Consider the following 16295-nt stretch of genomic DNA (forward strand, 5'->3'; position numbering starts at 1 on the left):
TTAAGCTTCTTTTTTAAGCGGAATAGAAAAATAGAATGTCGATCCTTTGCCCGGTTCGCTGTTCACACCATACTGCCCGCCGTGACGCCGGATGATTTCAGCACAGATATACAAACCGATTCCCATTCCCTGGAAACTCGACACGGCTTGCGGCGCGCGGTAAAATTTGTTGAACAGTTTTTTCTGATCGACATCCGAAATGCCGATACCGAAGTCGGTAACGGAAAGCCAGAGTTCATTGTCCTTCACCCGCGCATCCACGATCACTTTGCGTTCATCGGGTGAATACTTGATAGCGTTGTTGATGAAGTTGGTCACTACCTGGTCCAGGCGTGATTCGTTGCCGTAGACGGGCACTGGTACAAATCCTGTCCGTTCAATCAGGTAATCGGGATAGCTGCGCTTGAACATTTCGATCTGCGTGGTGAGCATGGATTCGAAATCAAAAGTCGTCTGGTCGAAAACCAGTTTGCCGCTTTCGAGTTTTGAAATATCGAGTAACTCGGCGATCAGTCCGTCGAGTTTCTTAACCTGTGTAAGTGTGCGATCGATATAAAGCGACAAGGGGTTTTTATCGATTGCTTCGCGTTGCAGCAACTGCAGGTAAGCCTTGATGCTGGTCAGTGGTGTTTTCAGTTCGTGGCTGGCGATGCTGATGAATTCGTCTTTTTTCTGCACGGCCTGCTTCTGGTCTTCGATGTCGGTAAAGGTGCCGGCCCATTTCACCACTTTATCATTTTCTCTCACCGGCATTACGCGAACGAGATGATAGCGCCAGTCGCCCCCATCGCGGCGGCGGATGCGGGCCTCCATTTCGATGGGCAAACCCCGTGGTATCTGGCGGAGCAGAGCGGTGCGGAAATCTTCGTCTTCCTCATGAACAGGGGGGAATTCACCGGCACTGCCGGCATAGTCGAGCCAACGGGTATTGTTGTATTCGAGGGCGCCTTCGGCCGTAGTGGTAAAAGCGATCTGTGGAATGGACTCAAGAATGGAGCGGAACTCGGCGGCTTTTTCGTCGGCTTCCCTTTTTGCCTTCTTCCTGTTTTCTACTTCCTGCACGAGGTCGATATGCATTTCCTGCATCTGGCGGCTTTGCTCGTACAGCCGGTAAAGTGTTTTCACCTTAAGCAGCAGGATATCCGGATCGATGGGTTTGGTAATATAATCGACCCCGCCCGAGGAATATCCCCGGGTAATGTATTTTTTATCAGTGTTAACGGCCGTAAGAAAGATAATGGGAATATCCTTCGACTTGCTGTAGCCCGATAAAATCTCAGCCACCTCAAAACCGTCCATCCCCGGCATCTGAACGTCCAGGATGATGAGGGCATACGAGTTGGCCAGTATTTTTTTGAGGGCCTCTTCACCGCTTGTTGCCGTATCTACGGGAAAGGAGTGGATGGAGAGGAGGGCCTTCAGTGAGTAAATATTCTCCGCTTTGTCATCGACAATAAGTATCATGCTGATCCTTTACGGTGTATTTTTTTTTGAGGCTAGCAGCATAGTGCATAAAAATAAGGATTTAGCCCTACAAATTCTGTACCCGAACAGAAAAACAACAGTTTATGGAAAATAACGAAGGCAGACGGAGACTTTAAATTAAGAAAAACTTCTGTCATATATTTACCGCGTGAAAAAAATCATTATTTACGACGACGATAAGGATTTGCTGGAAGTATGCAGTATTATTCTCGCTGCGCGGAATTTTGAAGTGATCAATAAAGACAACTGCAACGGCATACTCGAGGATATTGACACGCATAGTCCGGATGTGATCCTGATGGACAACTGGATCCCCGACATCGGCGGGGTAAAAGCGATACAGATCGTAAAAGGATCTCCCATACACAAGGGAGTGCCGGTGATTTTATTTACCGCTAATAATAATATACAGGAACTGGCCCAGGAAGCGGGCGCAGATTACGCGCTGCAGAAACCTTTCGATATTGCGGAACTGGAGCAGATCGTGCTGAATGCTACGCAGGCCAATTAATCAGCGTGCAAGTTTCTGCGGATGCCCAACTCCAATCCGCGAATTTCTGCCAATCCACGTAAACGTCCGATAGCCGAGTAGCCGGGGTTCGTTTTCTTTTTCAGGTCGTCGAGCATCTGGTGGCCATGATCGGGACGCATGGGAATGTTGGTTGCCTGTTTTTGCATCACCTCTACCAGCGCCTTTACCACTTCATACATATCAACGTCGCCTTCGAGATGGTCGGCTTCGAAGAAATTGCCTTCCTCATCGCGCAGCGTACTGCGGAGGTGAACGAAATGAATACGGTCGCCAAACTGGTGCACCATCGCGGGCAGATCATTATCTGCACGAACGCCGAAGGAACCTGTGCAAAAACAAAGACCGTTGGAAGACGAGGGAACGGCGCTGAACAAAGCGGAAACCTGACCGGGTGTGCTCACCACGCGTGGCAGACCGAACATGGGATAAGGAGGGTCGTCGGGATGAATAGCCAGCAGTACGCCTTCCTGTTCGGCAACCGGTGCAATCTCGCCGAGGAACGCAATAAGGTTTCGTTGTAAACCGGCCGCGTCAATGCCTTTGTAAGTATCGAGCGCCTGCTGGAATTGCGCCAGCGTGAAGCTTTCTTCGCTGCCGGGTAAGCCGGCAATAATGTTGCGTTGCAATTGCTGGCGGTCTTCGTCGCTTAGCTGACCGAGGTAATCGGCAGCTTTTTTCAATTCTTCTTCGCTGTATTCTTCTTTTGAGCCCGGGCGCTGGAGCATGAGTGCATCAAAAGCAACATAAGCCAGGCGTTCAAAACGCAAAGCTTTGCTGCCATCGGCACAGGTGAAGGAGAGATCGGTGCGCGTCCAGTCGAGCACGGGCATGAAGTTGTAGGTAACGATGCGGATATCGCAGGCGGCCAGGTTGCGGATGCTTTCCTTATAATTAATGATGTATTCTTCAAAATTGCCCGTGCGGGTTTTGATGCCTTCGTGTACGGGGATACTTTCTACTACTGACCATAAGAGTCCTGCCGCTTCAATTTCTTCTTTGCGTTTGAGAATTTCCTCTTTTGTCCATACTTGTCCGTTGGGAATATGATGGAGAGCGGATACAATGCCCGTGCATCCGGCCTGGCGTATATCCTGGAGACTTACAGGGTCATTCGGTCCGAACCAGCGCATTGTTTGTTGAAAGCGGTACATGGGAGTATTGAGTATTAAGTTTTAGGTTATAGGTTTAAGGCGTAGGGCCCGACACTTCGGGCCGAAGCTTCGGCCTAAGGCGTAAGGCGTAAGGTTAAAACAGCCGCCCGACACTTCGGGCATAAGTATTAAGTTTTAATTAATCGCCTGGCTGTTTTATTCACGATTGACCATTCACGATTGACGATTCACGATTGACCATTCACTCTTGCCGCAAGTTGCAGCAAAAAGAACAGTAAACATTAATGGCCGTCGATTTTTTTGCGAAAACGTTTGCGAGCCGATGAATAGTTATTTTTGCGGATATGGCTGGAACTGATCTTAAAAAACTGGCGCGGGAACTCAATCTCGCCGTGTCGACGGTGTCGAGAGCGCTGCGGGACAGCCACGAGATCAGTGCTGCTACCAAGGCGAGGGTAAAAGCGCTGGCAGATAAATATGGGTTTCGTCCCAACCCACATGCCAGCAGTCTCCGCCAGGCCAAAAGCCGCACCATAGCAGTGGTAGTGCCCGAGATCCGCAATAACTTTTTTTCACAGGCAATAAATGGCATCGAGCTGGTGGCGCAGGAAAAAGGGTATCATGTACTTATTTACCTGACGCATGAAAACAGTAAACAGGAACGCGAAGTAGTGCAGTTGCTGCAAAACGGACGCGCAGACGGACTACTGATCTCCGTTACCGAAGCTGAATCCTATCCCCATCTTGAAGCCTGCCGCGAAGCTGAACTGCCCATTGTATTTTTTGATCGGGTAGTGGATGAGATCGATGCGCCACGGGTGATCACCGACGAAAAATTATTGGCTTATCAGACCTGTCGCCGGTTGCTCGAAAGCGGTTGCGAACGCATCGCTTTTCTTACCATGGCCGGTAATCTTTCCATCAGCCGTCACCGGCAGGATGGTTATCTGCAGGCATTGAAAGAAAAAGGGAAGGAGCATTTATCCATTATTGTGGAATGCAGTGCTGCCGATGACCACAGCCGTGAGCAATTGAAAAAAATCCTGAGCGGTCCGCAACGGCCCGATGCGGTATTTGCGGCGGTGGAGAAACTGGCGGTGGACACCTATGAAGTGTGTGCAGAAATGGAATTGAACATACCGGAAGATCTTTGTGTGGCAGGTTTCTCCAATCTGACGGTCGCTTCACTCTTTAACCCGCCGCTGACAACGGTTGTGCAACCCGCCTATGAGATCGGGAAGGAAGCCGCCGGCATCCTTTTTCGCTTGATCGAAGGCAAAAAATTGTTGCCGGGGGAACAAAAAAGAGTATTGCCTTCACACCTTGAATGGCGGCGCTCAACGGCGCGTTAGGCATTTACCGCAAATAAAAAAAAGAGGGAAAACCGTCTTTTTTAATGGGTAATTTCCATTAAATCACTATATTAGGGAGTAAGTAAAAATACGATAGATGAAATCGTAAAACTTTGTAGGTAAAAACACTTACACCTGTCTTTCTTTCATCAGTCGTCGTTGCTTTGAATCTTGTTAAGGTATTTTTCATTTACTTTTGACCACACAAACCTATCCTGAAACGTATAAGCCCTATATCCAAATGGAAAAAATTACTATACTGCTTGTTGACGATCACAAATTAATACGCGACTCCTGGTCATTTATCCTTAACAGTGATGACCGCTTTGAAGTCGTAGATTCTACCGGCAGCGGTGAAGAAGCCGTGGAGATCTCCAGGAATACCCGCCCCGATATTGTGCTGATGGATGTGAACATGAGTCCGATGAACGGATTCGATGCCACCAAGCAGATCCGTAAATTGTCACCTGGTTCGCGCGTGATTGGTGTATCCATGCACAGCATGCCTGCATACGCCAAGCGGCTGATCCAGCTTGGAGCGATGGGCTATGTTACCAAAAACTCATCCAAAGAAGAAATGATCCATGCGATCATCGAAGTATACAACGGCAAAAAATATATTTGCGAAGAAGTAAAAAACATTCTTGCACAGCAGGAGATCCAGGACGAGCCGGGACAACCCGACATGAACAATCTCTCCCGCCGCGAGCTGGACATCATTCAGTTTATCAAGGATGGTTTTTCTTCCAAGGAAATAGCCGTGAAGCTGGACATTTCTCTGAAAACTGTTGAAGTTCACCGTTATAATATTCTCAAGAAGCTTAACCTGCGCAACACTGCTTCGCTGGTTAACTTTATCAATGCCCATGGACTCTGAACCATCCGTGTTAATCAGCCGGATGGATGTGTGACATCCTAATCAATCTTTACACATGGCGGATCGTGAATGGTCAGCGGGCATCATGCAACCCGACGCAGTTTTTATTTCCGATATTCTTCAGCAACTTCCTGAAGCGGTTATCCTTGTTGGCTTTGACGGTTCATTCAAATGGATGAATGCAGAAGCGCAAAAACTGACCTCGGCATTTACAACTGATAACTCCGTTTTCTTTCTTAATAGTTACCTCGGACAACCGGAGCCTTTACCGGCTCAGCTCGGTACAATCACCACGCCTGGTACTACCTGCACCTGGGAACAATTTCTGCAACCATCCGCCATCTGGCTGAAGATTACCGCAAGGGCGGTGGAAGATGGCTGGTTGTTGGTACTGCAGGATATCACGGAAGACAAAGAGGCCCGGCTCGAAAGCAGCCGCCTGCAGGACAATTACCGCATATTGGTCAACAGCATAGATGGTATTGTATGGGAAATGGAAGCCGATGCCGACCGTTTTCGCTGTGTCAGCCGGCATGCGGAAAAAATGTTAGGCTATCCGTTGTCCTCCTGGTTGGACGAATCCCATTTCTGGGAAGATCATATTCATCCCGATGACCGCGAATGGGTGATTAATTATTGTCACTCGCGTTCGCAGGTAACCAATTACTATGAATTTACCTACCGCATGATAGCGGCTGACGGCCGCTCCGTATGGCTGCGCGATATCGTGAGCGTGGAAAGAGCCGATGGCCGTCCTACGGTGCTCAAAGGACTGATGATCGATATTTCCAAAGAGAAACGCATCATTGAAGAACTGGTGAAAGCCGGCGAACTATACGGCCTGGTAATGAAAGCGACGAACGATGTGATCTGGGATTGGGAGCTTGCAACAGGACAGCTCACCTGGAATGACAACTTCTTCTCCATGTTGGGTTATGAACGCAATATTACCCATCAGCATATTTCCTTCTGGGAAAGTTGTATTCATCCGCAGGACCGCGAACGTGTTACAGCCGGCATCCGTCAGGCTGTAATCAACCGCGACAAAATATGGACGGCCGAATACCGCTTCATTAAATCCGATGGCAGTTATGTGACGATCTTCGACAGGGGGTATATTATTTTCGACGAACATAATGAACCCGTCCGCATGATCGGTTCAATGGTTAATATCACCGAACAACGCGAAGCGCAGCAGGAACTCGAGCATTCTTACCGTACCATCCGGGAACTCAGTGATCACCTGCACCAGGTACGTGAGGAAGAACGCAAATCCATTGCCCGTGAAATACATGACGAACTCGGGCAACAGGTAACGGTGATGAAAATGGAAATCACCTGGTTGATTTCAGAAATCAAATCCGAGAGTCCGTTGGTGCGGCAGAAAATGGAAGGACTGCTGGATGTGTTGAAAGAAACCGTAGGCAGTATCCGCCGTATTGCTTCCGAACTGCGCCCAAGCCTGCTGGACGATCTCGGTCTTTCCGCGGCAATGGAATGGCACCTCAAAGAATTTGAAAAGCGCAGTGGTGTGCAAACGCATTTTGATTCAAACATACCTGATACGGAACTCCCGGATGGCATCCGCATCGCATTATTCCGCATACTGCAGGAATCCCTCACCAACGTAGCGCGCCACGCGCAGGCTTCGCATGTAGTGGTAACGATTGTTTACCACGACGGAGCTATCGCCATGAACATTACCGATGATGGAAATGGCATGGATACTTCACGCCTCAAACATTCCAAAACCTACGGCATCCTCGGCATGAAAGAAAGAGCCGGCATGATGGGCGGTAATTACAGCATTGAAAGTGCGCCCGGCAAAGGCACCACGATCAGTGTGGAGATCCCCTGGGAATACAAGTGAATTGTCAATAGCGCTCCCTGAGGTTCTCGAAGGGGCGTCAATCGTGAATAAGTGAATAAGTCAATAGGTCAATCCAATGCCATGGTTCGTGTATACACGAACCACGGGGCGGGTACTTTCTATAAAGTAAGCCCGTCCTAAAACGCAGGACTTACTACTTATGCCCGAAGTGTCGGGCGGCTGTTTGAACCTTTCAACTTAGGCCTTACATCTTATACCCTATACCTTATACCTTATACCCTATACCTTACACCTTCCTCCTTACGCCTTACACCTTCCATCTATTATTTATTGTTAAGAAAAACAGATTGACCGTTTAAGGGTATCTGTTGGATTGATCAGGGTACGTCTTCGCGTCTGTACCATCCTACATTTGTTATGAAGCTTCACCCACCGATATCTTATCAAAAGACCTCCCAATAGCCTGAGCCAACCCTGACCCTTGTCTGTGAATTAAGTCAACTGCCAGTACCCTTATCCGGCCGTAGTATATCTTTATGGTCCTCACTGAAGGAACTCGCATGCCCCTTTCTTTCTCCGGCAAGTCATGGCTAAAGACCATGTGTTTTTTCGAAATCCTGTTTATCTATTGATCACTCAAAATCCCGATTTATGAAACGCAAGTTTTACCCAATGGTTTGCTTGTGCCTGTTCACGTTGCTATCACAAGTGGACGCGCAAGAGCTGTCACCGTTTTTAACTACAACTCCTTCTGCTGTTCAACCCCCGAAAAAAGACAAAAAATTACCCGCATCTGCTTCGGAAGATTGGTATGGACATGCCGTTACACATCTTGAAAATTCATCCATCGCATTTGCTTCTCCTGCCAGCGGTACTTACGCCGCGGTCAATCTTAATAACCAATTGGCTTTCCGCATCGACGAAAAAGGTTATGCGGTAAAACAAATGACAGCCGGCAAAGCAGCTTACTGGCAAGTAGGATTCCGTGTATTGAACACGGGTTCATTACTGAAAGAACCAGCTTTGACAGGCGAGAATAAAGTGACATATACGTATACCAATATGATGGTGGAGTATGTGCACGAAAAGAAAGGCCTTCGACAAAATTTTATTATTCCTTCCCGTCCTTCCTCTGCTACTTCCGGATTGGAAGTGCAGATGGAAGTAGAATCAAGCCTCGGTGTACGCACAGCAGGTGATGGACGAATTTTCTTTCATTCACCCGCTAATACCGACGACATCAAGATGGCTTATGATGATCTCGTGGTATGGGATGCGAATCACAAAAAATTGAAGGCAAAAATGTATTACGACGATCGCAGCAATAAACTCACTTTGTGGGTTGATGACCGCGACGCAACTTATCCTGTAACGATAGACCCCTTAAACCATTCTTCGGAATGGGCTACTTCTGCCGATGGTGTCCTGCCCGGTCTGCTTAACGGCCTCGCACTGCAGGTGCAGGCCTTATATGGTTTCACCGTGGCAGGCGTGGGCGACGTTAATGGCGATGGTTTTGATGACGTGGCCATCAGCGCACCTGCCATGGCCGATGTTATTTCAGGTTCCGGCAGCCTTGTTTCCGTCGGCGCTGTGTTCCTGTATTTCGGATCAGCTACCGGTCTGCCTACAGCACCAAGCAAAACACTCCAACCAAATACTGTTATTTCGGGCGGCCTGTTTGGTTTCAGTATTACCGCTGGTGATGTAACCGGCGACGGTATAAATGACCTGCTGATCAGCGCACCACTGGATCAGGCAAGTGTGAATGTCGGTGGCAGTACTGTCGTGAATGCAACTGTCGGTAAAATTTATATTTACCAGGGTGGCCCGCTTACCGGCACCAATCCCAGTCCGCTTTTAAGTATCAACCTCACGGGCGGTAGTCTTTTCAACAGCACAACGGTAACCATTAATCCATTATTTGGCTTCTCTATGGCAGTAGCCGAAGACATGAACGGCGACGGCAAAGGAGAAATCGTCGTAGGTGCGCCAACCTACGCGCGCATCAACGGTGCAGCTTCAATCAAAACAGGCGGCGCATTCGTCTTCATGAGCGATGCAGGCAATACGTTTTCCACTATCCGCTCACTGGAACCTCCAACGGGTTCGCTGCTTGGTTTATACGGAGCAGTTGGTTCACTCGTGCAGGCAGTGCCTATTGTAGGTGGCACACTTTGGGTAGTAGCTGGTCCGCTGTTGTCCGGTGTGTTGAACGGACAAATAGATGGATTGCTGTTTGGCTTTAGTGTTGATGGTGCCGGCGATTTCGATAACAACGGTCACAAAGACGTGGTAGTAGGCGCTCCGGCGGGTGTAAACCTCGGCGCATTGACGGCCGGTGTTGGCGGGTTGGTACAGACGGTGCTCGATATCCTCAGCGGCCAGGTACTGGCAGGCACTGCTTATGTTTACAGCGGAACAGGTACCGATATCAATACAACATCTGTCGCACGTTTGCAGGCCAATACCAGCGGAGTTCTCAGCAACGCAGCCAACCTTTTTGGCTACCAGGTTAAAGGAGCAAAATATAAAAGCGGATCACGCACAGGTAATATTCTTGTGGGTGCACCCACAGGAAGTGTATTGCCACAAGTGTTAAACCTCCAGGTGAAAGCAGGGCAACTGCATGTATTCGCACGCAGAACCGGCGCATTTACCAATCCCGTTGCATCCAGCCAGGTACTTTCTTCTCCTCGTTCAACAAGTATTCTTTCTATCCTCAGCGGACAGAATCTTAACCTGTCATTGTTGTATGCAAGCAGCTTTGATAACATGCGCGATGCCAACTGCGACGGTTTTGCCGACCTCGTGGTAGGTGAGCCACTCTCCACCGCCGTTGGACTGGTCAATACAGATGTAGTGGGCGGATCTGCTTACATCTATTATGGTAATGCGGGAGGAACTTATTCTACCACACCGGCCTGGTCGTTATTCAGCGAAACCTCGCCAACGCTGGGTGTGAACGCAACGGCCATGATCGGCAAAAGCGTATCTGATGCCGGTTTCGTAATGGGACCAACAAAACCTTCGAGAGCGCTGATCGGCGGCTCGAGCAATTCACTGGATTTTGGTGCGGGCCTGCTGAATCTGGGCGCCACGCTTGGTACACTTACCAGCTTTGCTGCCGATAACAATGGCCTTGGTAAATCTTACACTTTTACTGCAACCAATTGTAACATCACCTTGCCGGCTTCGTTGCTCGAATTTGAAGGCGCTATCAATGGTAAAATTGTAAACCTGAATTGGACGTCAACACACGAAATGAACCTCAACGGGTATGAACTGGAACGCAGTATCAATGGTGTGGACTTCCAATCGATCGCGATGGTATTTGCGAGAGGAGAACAACGCAATGAATACCTGTACCCGGATAAATTCCCGTACATGGGCGTAAACTATTATCGCCTGAAAATAAAAGACAACGACGCACGCTATACCTATTCCAACATCGTAATGGTACGCTTCAATGAGAAAGTACCGGGCGATGTGATCGTATCACCCAACCCGCTGAAAGCTGCGCCTATGCGCGTGAAGATGACGGGATTGGAACAAGGATCGTATACCTTAAAACTTCACAATAGTGTAGGTCAGGAGTTGCTCACACGACAAGTGAACGTAACCCAGCACGACCAGGTGGAAACTATTCCGCAGGCAGCATCGCTGACTCCGGGCATCTATTGGCTCAACATCTATGACAAAACACAAAGTCGCTTTAAAACGGTGCGGGTTTTGATTAATTGAGTGATCAACTACACAGGATGAAGCCTTAGGGGGACATATTCTTATGTTCCCCTTTGTTTTTCTTTATGTCTTGCAGCCAGCACCCGCAACACATCGTCGAGTTTGAATTGTTTCGCCTGCAACAGGATGAGGTAGTGATACAGCAGATCAGCCGCTTCGCCGAGGAACAATTCCTTATTATCGTCTTTGCTTTCAATCACCAGTTCCACCGCTTCTTCACCTACTTTCTGTGCTACTTTATTGATGCCTTTCTGAAAAAGCTTTGTTGTATAAGATGATTCATCGGGATTCGCCAAACGGTCCGTGATGATATTTTCCAGTTGTTGAAGAGAAAAGGAGGGGTTGGCTTCTTCGAAACAAGTATCCGCGCCGGTATGACAAACAGGCCCGACCGGAACAGCTTTTATCAGTAAAGTATCCTGATCACAATCGAGGAGTATATCTTTCATCAACAAGAAATTGCCCGAAGTTTCGCCTTTGGTCCACAGCCTTTGTTTGCTCCTGCTGAAAAAGCATACTTTGCCTTCCGTGCGTGTTTGATCAAGCGCTTCCTGGTTCATAAAACCGAGCATCAGTACCTTGCCGGAGTTGACGTCTTGTACAACGGCAGGCATCAGTCCATCGGCGTATTTGGTAAAATCAGGGTTCATTTGTTTAAATAGTTTTAATTCAGAGCCGCACGGAAATTCCTTCGCGGCGAAGATAATTTTTAAGATCAGGTATTTGTATTTCACGGAAGTGAAAAATGCTGGCGGCCAACGCGGCGTCTGCTTTTCCTTTGGTAAAAGCTTCTGCGAAATGTGCTTCGGTTCCTGCACCACCACTGGCGATTACCGGCACAGATACGGATGAGGCGATCTCAGCCGTCAGTTCACAGGCGAAACCCTGTTTGGTACCATCGTGGTTCATCGATGTTAGCAATATTTCACCGGCACCAAGGCGGCAGGCCTCTATTGCCCAGTCACGGCAAAGAACCGGCGTACGTGTGCGCCCTCCTTGCAAATACACATACCAATTGCCGTCATCTTCCTGCCGGGTGTCGATGGCCAGCACCACACACTGACTCCCGAAGCGATCGGCGATAGCCGAAATCAAAGCCGGATTTTTAAAAGCAGCCGTATTAACGGAAATCTTATCGGCACCGTGATCCAGTAACAGGCTCACTTCATCGGTACTGCTGATGCCACCGCCCACGGTAAAAGGAATATTGATCTCCCGCGCGATCTTTCTTACGAGTTCGCTCAAGGTTCTGCGTTTTTCTACCGTGGCTGTAATATCGAGAAACACCAGTTCGTCGGCACCAGCCGCGGCATACAAAGCTCCAAGCTCTACCGGATCTCCGGCATCGCGCAGGTTCACGAAATTGGTCCCTTTCACCGTGCGCCCGTCTTTTATATCCAGGCACGGGATAATGCGTTTGGTCAGCATATCAATTGTATCGTTGAAGATCAGCCAGGCTGATCCGGTTTTCATAAATTGCTTTTCCGATGATCACACCTTTACAACCTGCTTCCAGCAGGGCATCGAGGTCGGCCGCCGAAGACACACCGCCGCTCGCAATAAAATGCAGCGACGGAAATTCACCAATGATCTCTTTGTAAAGTTCAATCGATGGTCCTTCCAGTTTTCCGTCCTTGCTTACATCGGTACAGAATACTTGCTGCACACCACGTTGCTGGTATTTCCGGATAAAATCTTTTACATCGATATCCGTCTGTTCCAGCCATCCGTGTATCGCGATCTTTTTTTCTTTTACATCAGCTCCCAATAAAAAACGGTTCGCGCCAAATGCGAGCAACCAACGGGCAAACTCTTCTTCCTTTTTTACGGCAATGCTGCCGACGGTTGCATAGTGCGCGCCGGAATTGAATACAATCTGCACATCTGCCAGTTCGGCAATGCCGCCACCGAAGTCGATGCTCAGATTGGTTTTGCCGGCGATGGCCTCCAGCACTTTCCAGTTTTTAACTGTTTTGGCTTTGGCGCCATCGAGGTCAACGAGATGCAGCCGTTTTAAGCCCGCGTCTTCAAACGCACGTGCTACTTCCAGCGGATGTTCATTGTATACTTTTTTCTGTTCGTAGTCACCTTGCGTCAGCCTTACGCATTTACCATCTATGATGTCGATAGCAGGGATGATCTCCATCTTTTGTGTTCGCCATTTTCTTTCCATCACTACAAACTCATGACCGAGATTATTCCAGGGCGCTCCGCTCTGCTGCAGCCCCATTTTCTTATACAGGCCGGTGGCGCTGAGGCGCGCATTACACCAGAGACGGGTTACTTTTTTCTGTTCCGCCAATTTCAACACGTGCTGCAGCAGTATCCAGGCAAGTCCTTTTCCCTGTTTATCGCGGCGCGTGGCGAGTTTGCGGAATTGCATTTCACCATTGCGTTCAAATACGGATACAACGGAGAGCAACTGGTTGTCTTCATATATGCCAAAATGTGAACCTGCTGCATCATCGGGCAGCTTTACCGCGTCGATGGGCAGTTCCGGATACATTACTTCCTGCCTTAACGGCCATACATCATCTAGTTTAGCAACCTGTACGTTCATGTTCAGAGGGATAAAAAGTTCTTCAATATCTGTTCGCCGGTAGCGGCGCTTTTTTCTGCGTGAAATTGTATGCCGTAGAAATTGTCTTTGTTAAGGGCGGCGGCGTAACGTATGCCATAATCGCAAAGAGCGATGGCGTAAGCGCTTTCAGGCGCGTAGTAGCCGTGCACATTGTAGATATAACTGTTATCAGGTACGTCATTGAAAAGCGGTGAACGCAGATGATGAATCGTGTTCCAGCCGATCTGTGGCACTTTCAATTCGTTGGCTGTGCTGAATTTTTGTACGGTTACCGGGATGATATTGAGGCAGGGTGTGTCTCTTTCTTCCGAATGCGCGCAAAGCAATTGCATGCCGAGGCAAATGCCTAATACCGGTTGTGTCAGGGTGGGGATTACTTTATCCAAACCTTTTTCGCGGAGATATTGCATGGCTGTAGCCGCTTCACCTACGCCGGGAAAGATCACACGGTCGGCGCTGCGAATCAGGGATTCGTCATCCGTAACCGTTGCCTGCGCGCCAATACGCTCCAGTGCAAAAAGCACGGATTGCGTATTGCCGGCATTGTATTTTATAATAACAATATTCATCAGAGTGTTCCTTTTGTACTGGGCAGTTGCATGTAGTCCACATCGCGGCGGATGGCTTGCCGCACACTGCGCGCCAGTGCTTTGAAAATCGATTCGATCTTGTGGTGCTCGTTTGTCCCCTCTGCTTTAATATTCAGATTGGAGCGGCTGGCATCGCTGAATGATTTAAAGAAATGGTAAAACATTTCGGTTGGCATTTCACCGATCTTTTCTCTTTTGAATTCCGCCTCCCAGACCAGCCAGGCGCGGCCGCTGAAGTCGAGTGCTACCTGTGCCAGGCAATCGTCCATCGGCAACGTGAAACCGTAACGGCCTATTCCTTTTTTGTCGCCCAATGCTTTGGCCAGCGTTTCGCCTAAAGCAATAGCCGTATCTTCTATGGTATGATGTTCATCGATCTCGAGATCACCTTTGGTGTGAATGGTGAGGTCCATTCCGCTGTGGCGGCTCAATTGATCCAGCATGTGATCGAAGAATGGTAAACCGGTGCTGATAGCTGAACGTCCGCTGCCATCGAGGTCGATGCGCACATAGATTTTTGTTTCCTGTGTATTGCGGCGGTGCTCCGCTACGCGACGACCCAGCCGCAATCTTTCATAGATGGCTTTCCAGCTCGATGTTTCCAGTTCGATGAACGGCTGTAACGCGTTGTTGTCATCGTTTACTTCTGCCGCGCCCAGGTTGGGATCATTGTTGAGCCAGATGGCTTTACAACCCAGATTTTTGGCGAGTTGTACATCGGTGATGCGATCGCCGATCACAAACGATCCGGGAATATCGTAGCCGGGGTTATCCAGGTATGAAGTTAGCATGCCGGTGCCGGGCTTGCGGGTAGGCAGGTTGTCGGCGGGAAAGCTTTTATCGATATGAACCGCGCTGAAATGAATGTCTTCGTTGACCAGGCTTTGCATCACAAATTCATGAATAGGCCAGAAGGTGTTTTCAGGAAAACTATCCGTACCTAAGCCGTCCTGGTTGGTAACCATTACGAGTTCAAAATCCAGTTCCAGGGCAATGCGGCGCATCCAGGTAAACATATCCGGATAGAAGGCCAGCTTTTCCCAGCTATCTACCTGGTAATCCGGTGGTGCTTCTTTCAATAGAGTACCGTCACGATCGATGAACAATATTTTTTTCATGCGTTATATGCTTTTAAGGCGTTGAGTAGTTGTTGGTTTTCTTCCGGTGTACCGACAGTGATGCGAAGACTGTTGTCGCAAAGGATCACTTTGGAGCGGTTGCGCACGATGATACCTGTGTCGGTGAGGTAACTGAATAGTTTATCGGCATTGTCCATGGCCACTAGCAGGAAGTTGGCATCGGAGGGGTAAACATGTTTGGTTACCGGCAGTTCAGCCAATTGTTTTGCCAGCCATTCGCGTTGTTCAACCGTCTGACGTGTCCAGTCGTTGATCTGTTCCATTTGTTGTAAAGCTTCGAGTGCGAGCGCCTGCGTGTGCTCGCCAAGGTTATAAGGATATTTTACCTTGTTAAAATAGTGGATCACTTCTTCCGATGCGAAGGCCATGCCAAGACGTAATCCTGCAAGCCCCCATGCTTTTGAGAAAGTCTGCAATACAACCAGATTCGGGTACTCGGTTAGTTCGGGGAGGAAAGAACGTTGACGTGCATAATTGATATAGGCTTCGTCAACTACTACAATGCCATCGAAATTATTCAGCAATAGTTCGATGTCTTCGCGGTAGATGCTGTTACCGGTAGGGTTGTTGGGTGAACAGATAAAAATAAGTTTGGTAAACACATCGATCGATCCTGCAATCGCTTCGAGGTCGAGTTGGTAATCGGACTGAAGCGGCACTTCTTTTACTTTCACATTATTGATGTCAGCACACACTTCATACATGCCATAGGTAGGCGGACAAATAATCACGTTGTCCGTAACCGGTTCGCAAAAAATCCGGAACAACAGATCGATGGCTTCATCGCTGCCATTGCCCAGGAAAATGCGTGAAGGCGAAATGCCTTTAATCCGGGCGATCTGTTCTTTGAGGCGATGTTGCAGCGGATCCGGATAGCGGTTCAGCGGTGATGAGTCGCGGCTTACGGCAAACCGCAGCGGACTGCCCAATGCGTTTTCATTGGCGTCGAGAAAAACGGTGGCTTCACCGCTGAACTCGTGGCGCGCAGAAGAGTAGGGCCGCATTTTACGGATATTATTCCTGACAAGATTTTCCAGATTAAAAGAGTCCAT

Annotated in this window: 13 protein-coding genes; 5 read left to right on the top strand and 8 right to left on the bottom strand. The window is 48.7% G+C overall.

The genetic code is table 11. The features are described from left to right. Positions 1 to 1464, bottom strand: a complete 1464-nt coding sequence (locus tag H608_RS0105855; protein WP_028786853.1) for an ATP-binding response regulator — start codon at positions 1462 to 1464, stop codon at positions 1 to 3. Positions 1465 to 1633: 169 nt separating this feature from the next. Here H608_RS0105855 and H608_RS0105865 point away from each other — a divergent pair, with 169 nt between their 5' ends. Next, positions 1634 to 1996 carry a response regulator gene (locus H608_RS0105865; protein WP_038007386.1) on the top strand — a complete coding sequence of 121 codons (363 nt, stop codon included), beginning with the start codon at positions 1634 to 1636 and terminating at the stop codon, positions 1994 to 1996. Here the strand turns inward: H608_RS0105865 and uxuA are convergent. After that, entirely contained in the window at positions 1993 to 3168 is a 1176-nt protein-coding gene (gene uxuA, locus H608_RS0105870; protein WP_028786855.1) for a mannonate dehydratase, read from the bottom strand. The two genes, H608_RS0105865 and uxuA, sit on opposite strands and share 4 nt — an antisense overlap. 305 nt (positions 3169 to 3473) lie before the next feature. Between uxuA and H608_RS0105875 the strand changes: the two genes are divergently transcribed. The 4 genes from H608_RS0105875 (at position 3474) to H608_RS0105890 (ending at position 10933) form a co-directional block, all read left to right on the top strand. After that, on the top strand, positions 3474 to 4481 hold the full coding sequence (locus H608_RS0105875; protein WP_028786856.1) for a LacI family DNA-binding transcriptional regulator: 1008 nt from the start codon (positions 3474 to 3476) through the stop codon (positions 4479 to 4481). 241 nt (positions 4482 to 4722) lie between these two features. Continuing rightward, positions 4723 to 5358 (top strand): response regulator, encoded by a 636-nt coding sequence (locus tag H608_RS0105880; protein ID WP_028786857.1) that lies wholly within the window; start codon positions 4723 to 4725, stop codon positions 5356 to 5358. 55 nt (positions 5359 to 5413) lie between these two features. After that, the gene (locus H608_RS0105885) at positions 5414 to 7228 is read left to right on the top strand and encodes a PAS domain-containing sensor histidine kinase (RefSeq protein ID WP_028786858.1); all 1815 of its coding nucleotides are present in this window, start codon (positions 5414 to 5416) and stop codon (positions 7226 to 7228) included. A gap of 612 nt (positions 7229 to 7840) precedes the next feature. Continuing rightward, complete coding sequence (locus tag H608_RS0105890; RefSeq protein ID WP_081658805.1) at positions 7841 to 10933, top strand: integrin alpha; 3093 nt, start codon at positions 7841 to 7843, stop codon at positions 10931 to 10933. Positions 10934 to 10974: 41 nt separating this feature from the next. On the opposite strand, the gene hisIE is transcribed toward H608_RS0105890, so the two are convergent. From hisIE to hisC, 6 genes are read right to left on the bottom strand one after another with little or no spacing between them, the layout of a single operon-like run. Then, the gene (gene hisIE, locus H608_RS0105895; RefSeq protein ID WP_028786860.1) at positions 10975 to 11583 is read right to left on the bottom strand and encodes a bifunctional phosphoribosyl-AMP cyclohydrolase/phosphoribosyl-ATP diphosphatase HisIE; all 609 of its coding nucleotides are present in this window, start codon (positions 11581 to 11583) and stop codon (positions 10975 to 10977) included. A gap of 19 nt (positions 11584 to 11602) precedes the next feature. Beyond that, positions 11603 to 12406, bottom strand: a complete 804-nt coding sequence (hisF, locus tag H608_RS0105900; protein ID WP_425425976.1) for an imidazole glycerol phosphate synthase subunit HisF — start codon at positions 12404 to 12406, stop codon at positions 11603 to 11605. Beyond that, positions 12363 to 13493, bottom strand: a complete 1131-nt coding sequence (gene hisA, locus H608_RS24005; protein WP_071836918.1) for a 1-(5-phosphoribosyl)-5-[(5-phosphoribosylamino)methylideneamino]imidazole-4-carboxamide isomerase — start codon at positions 13491 to 13493, stop codon at positions 12363 to 12365. The genes hisF and hisA overlap by 44 nt, the downstream gene beginning before the upstream one ends. A 2-nt stretch (positions 13494 to 13495) precedes the next feature. After that, on the bottom strand, positions 13496 to 14083 hold the full coding sequence (gene hisH / locus H608_RS0105910) for an imidazole glycerol phosphate synthase subunit HisH (RefSeq protein WP_028786863.1): 588 nt from the start codon (positions 14081 to 14083) through the stop codon (positions 13496 to 13498). Further along, a complete protein-coding gene (gene hisB, locus H608_RS0105915; RefSeq protein ID WP_028786864.1) occupies positions 14083 to 15222 on the bottom strand; it encodes a bifunctional histidinol-phosphatase/imidazoleglycerol-phosphate dehydratase HisB in 1140 nt (379 codons plus the stop codon). The genes hisH and hisB overlap by 1 nt, the downstream gene beginning before the upstream one ends. Then, complete coding sequence (gene hisC / locus H608_RS0105920; protein WP_028786865.1) at positions 15219 to 16295, bottom strand: histidinol-phosphate transaminase; 1077 nt, start codon at positions 16293 to 16295, stop codon at positions 15219 to 15221. Before hisC ends, hisB begins: the two co-directional genes overlap by 4 nt.

The sequence above is a fragment of the Terrimonas ferruginea DSM 30193 genome (assembly GCF_000425585.1).
GTDB classification, from domain to species: domain Bacteria; phylum Bacteroidota; class Bacteroidia; order Chitinophagales; family Chitinophagaceae; genus Terrimonas; species Terrimonas ferruginea.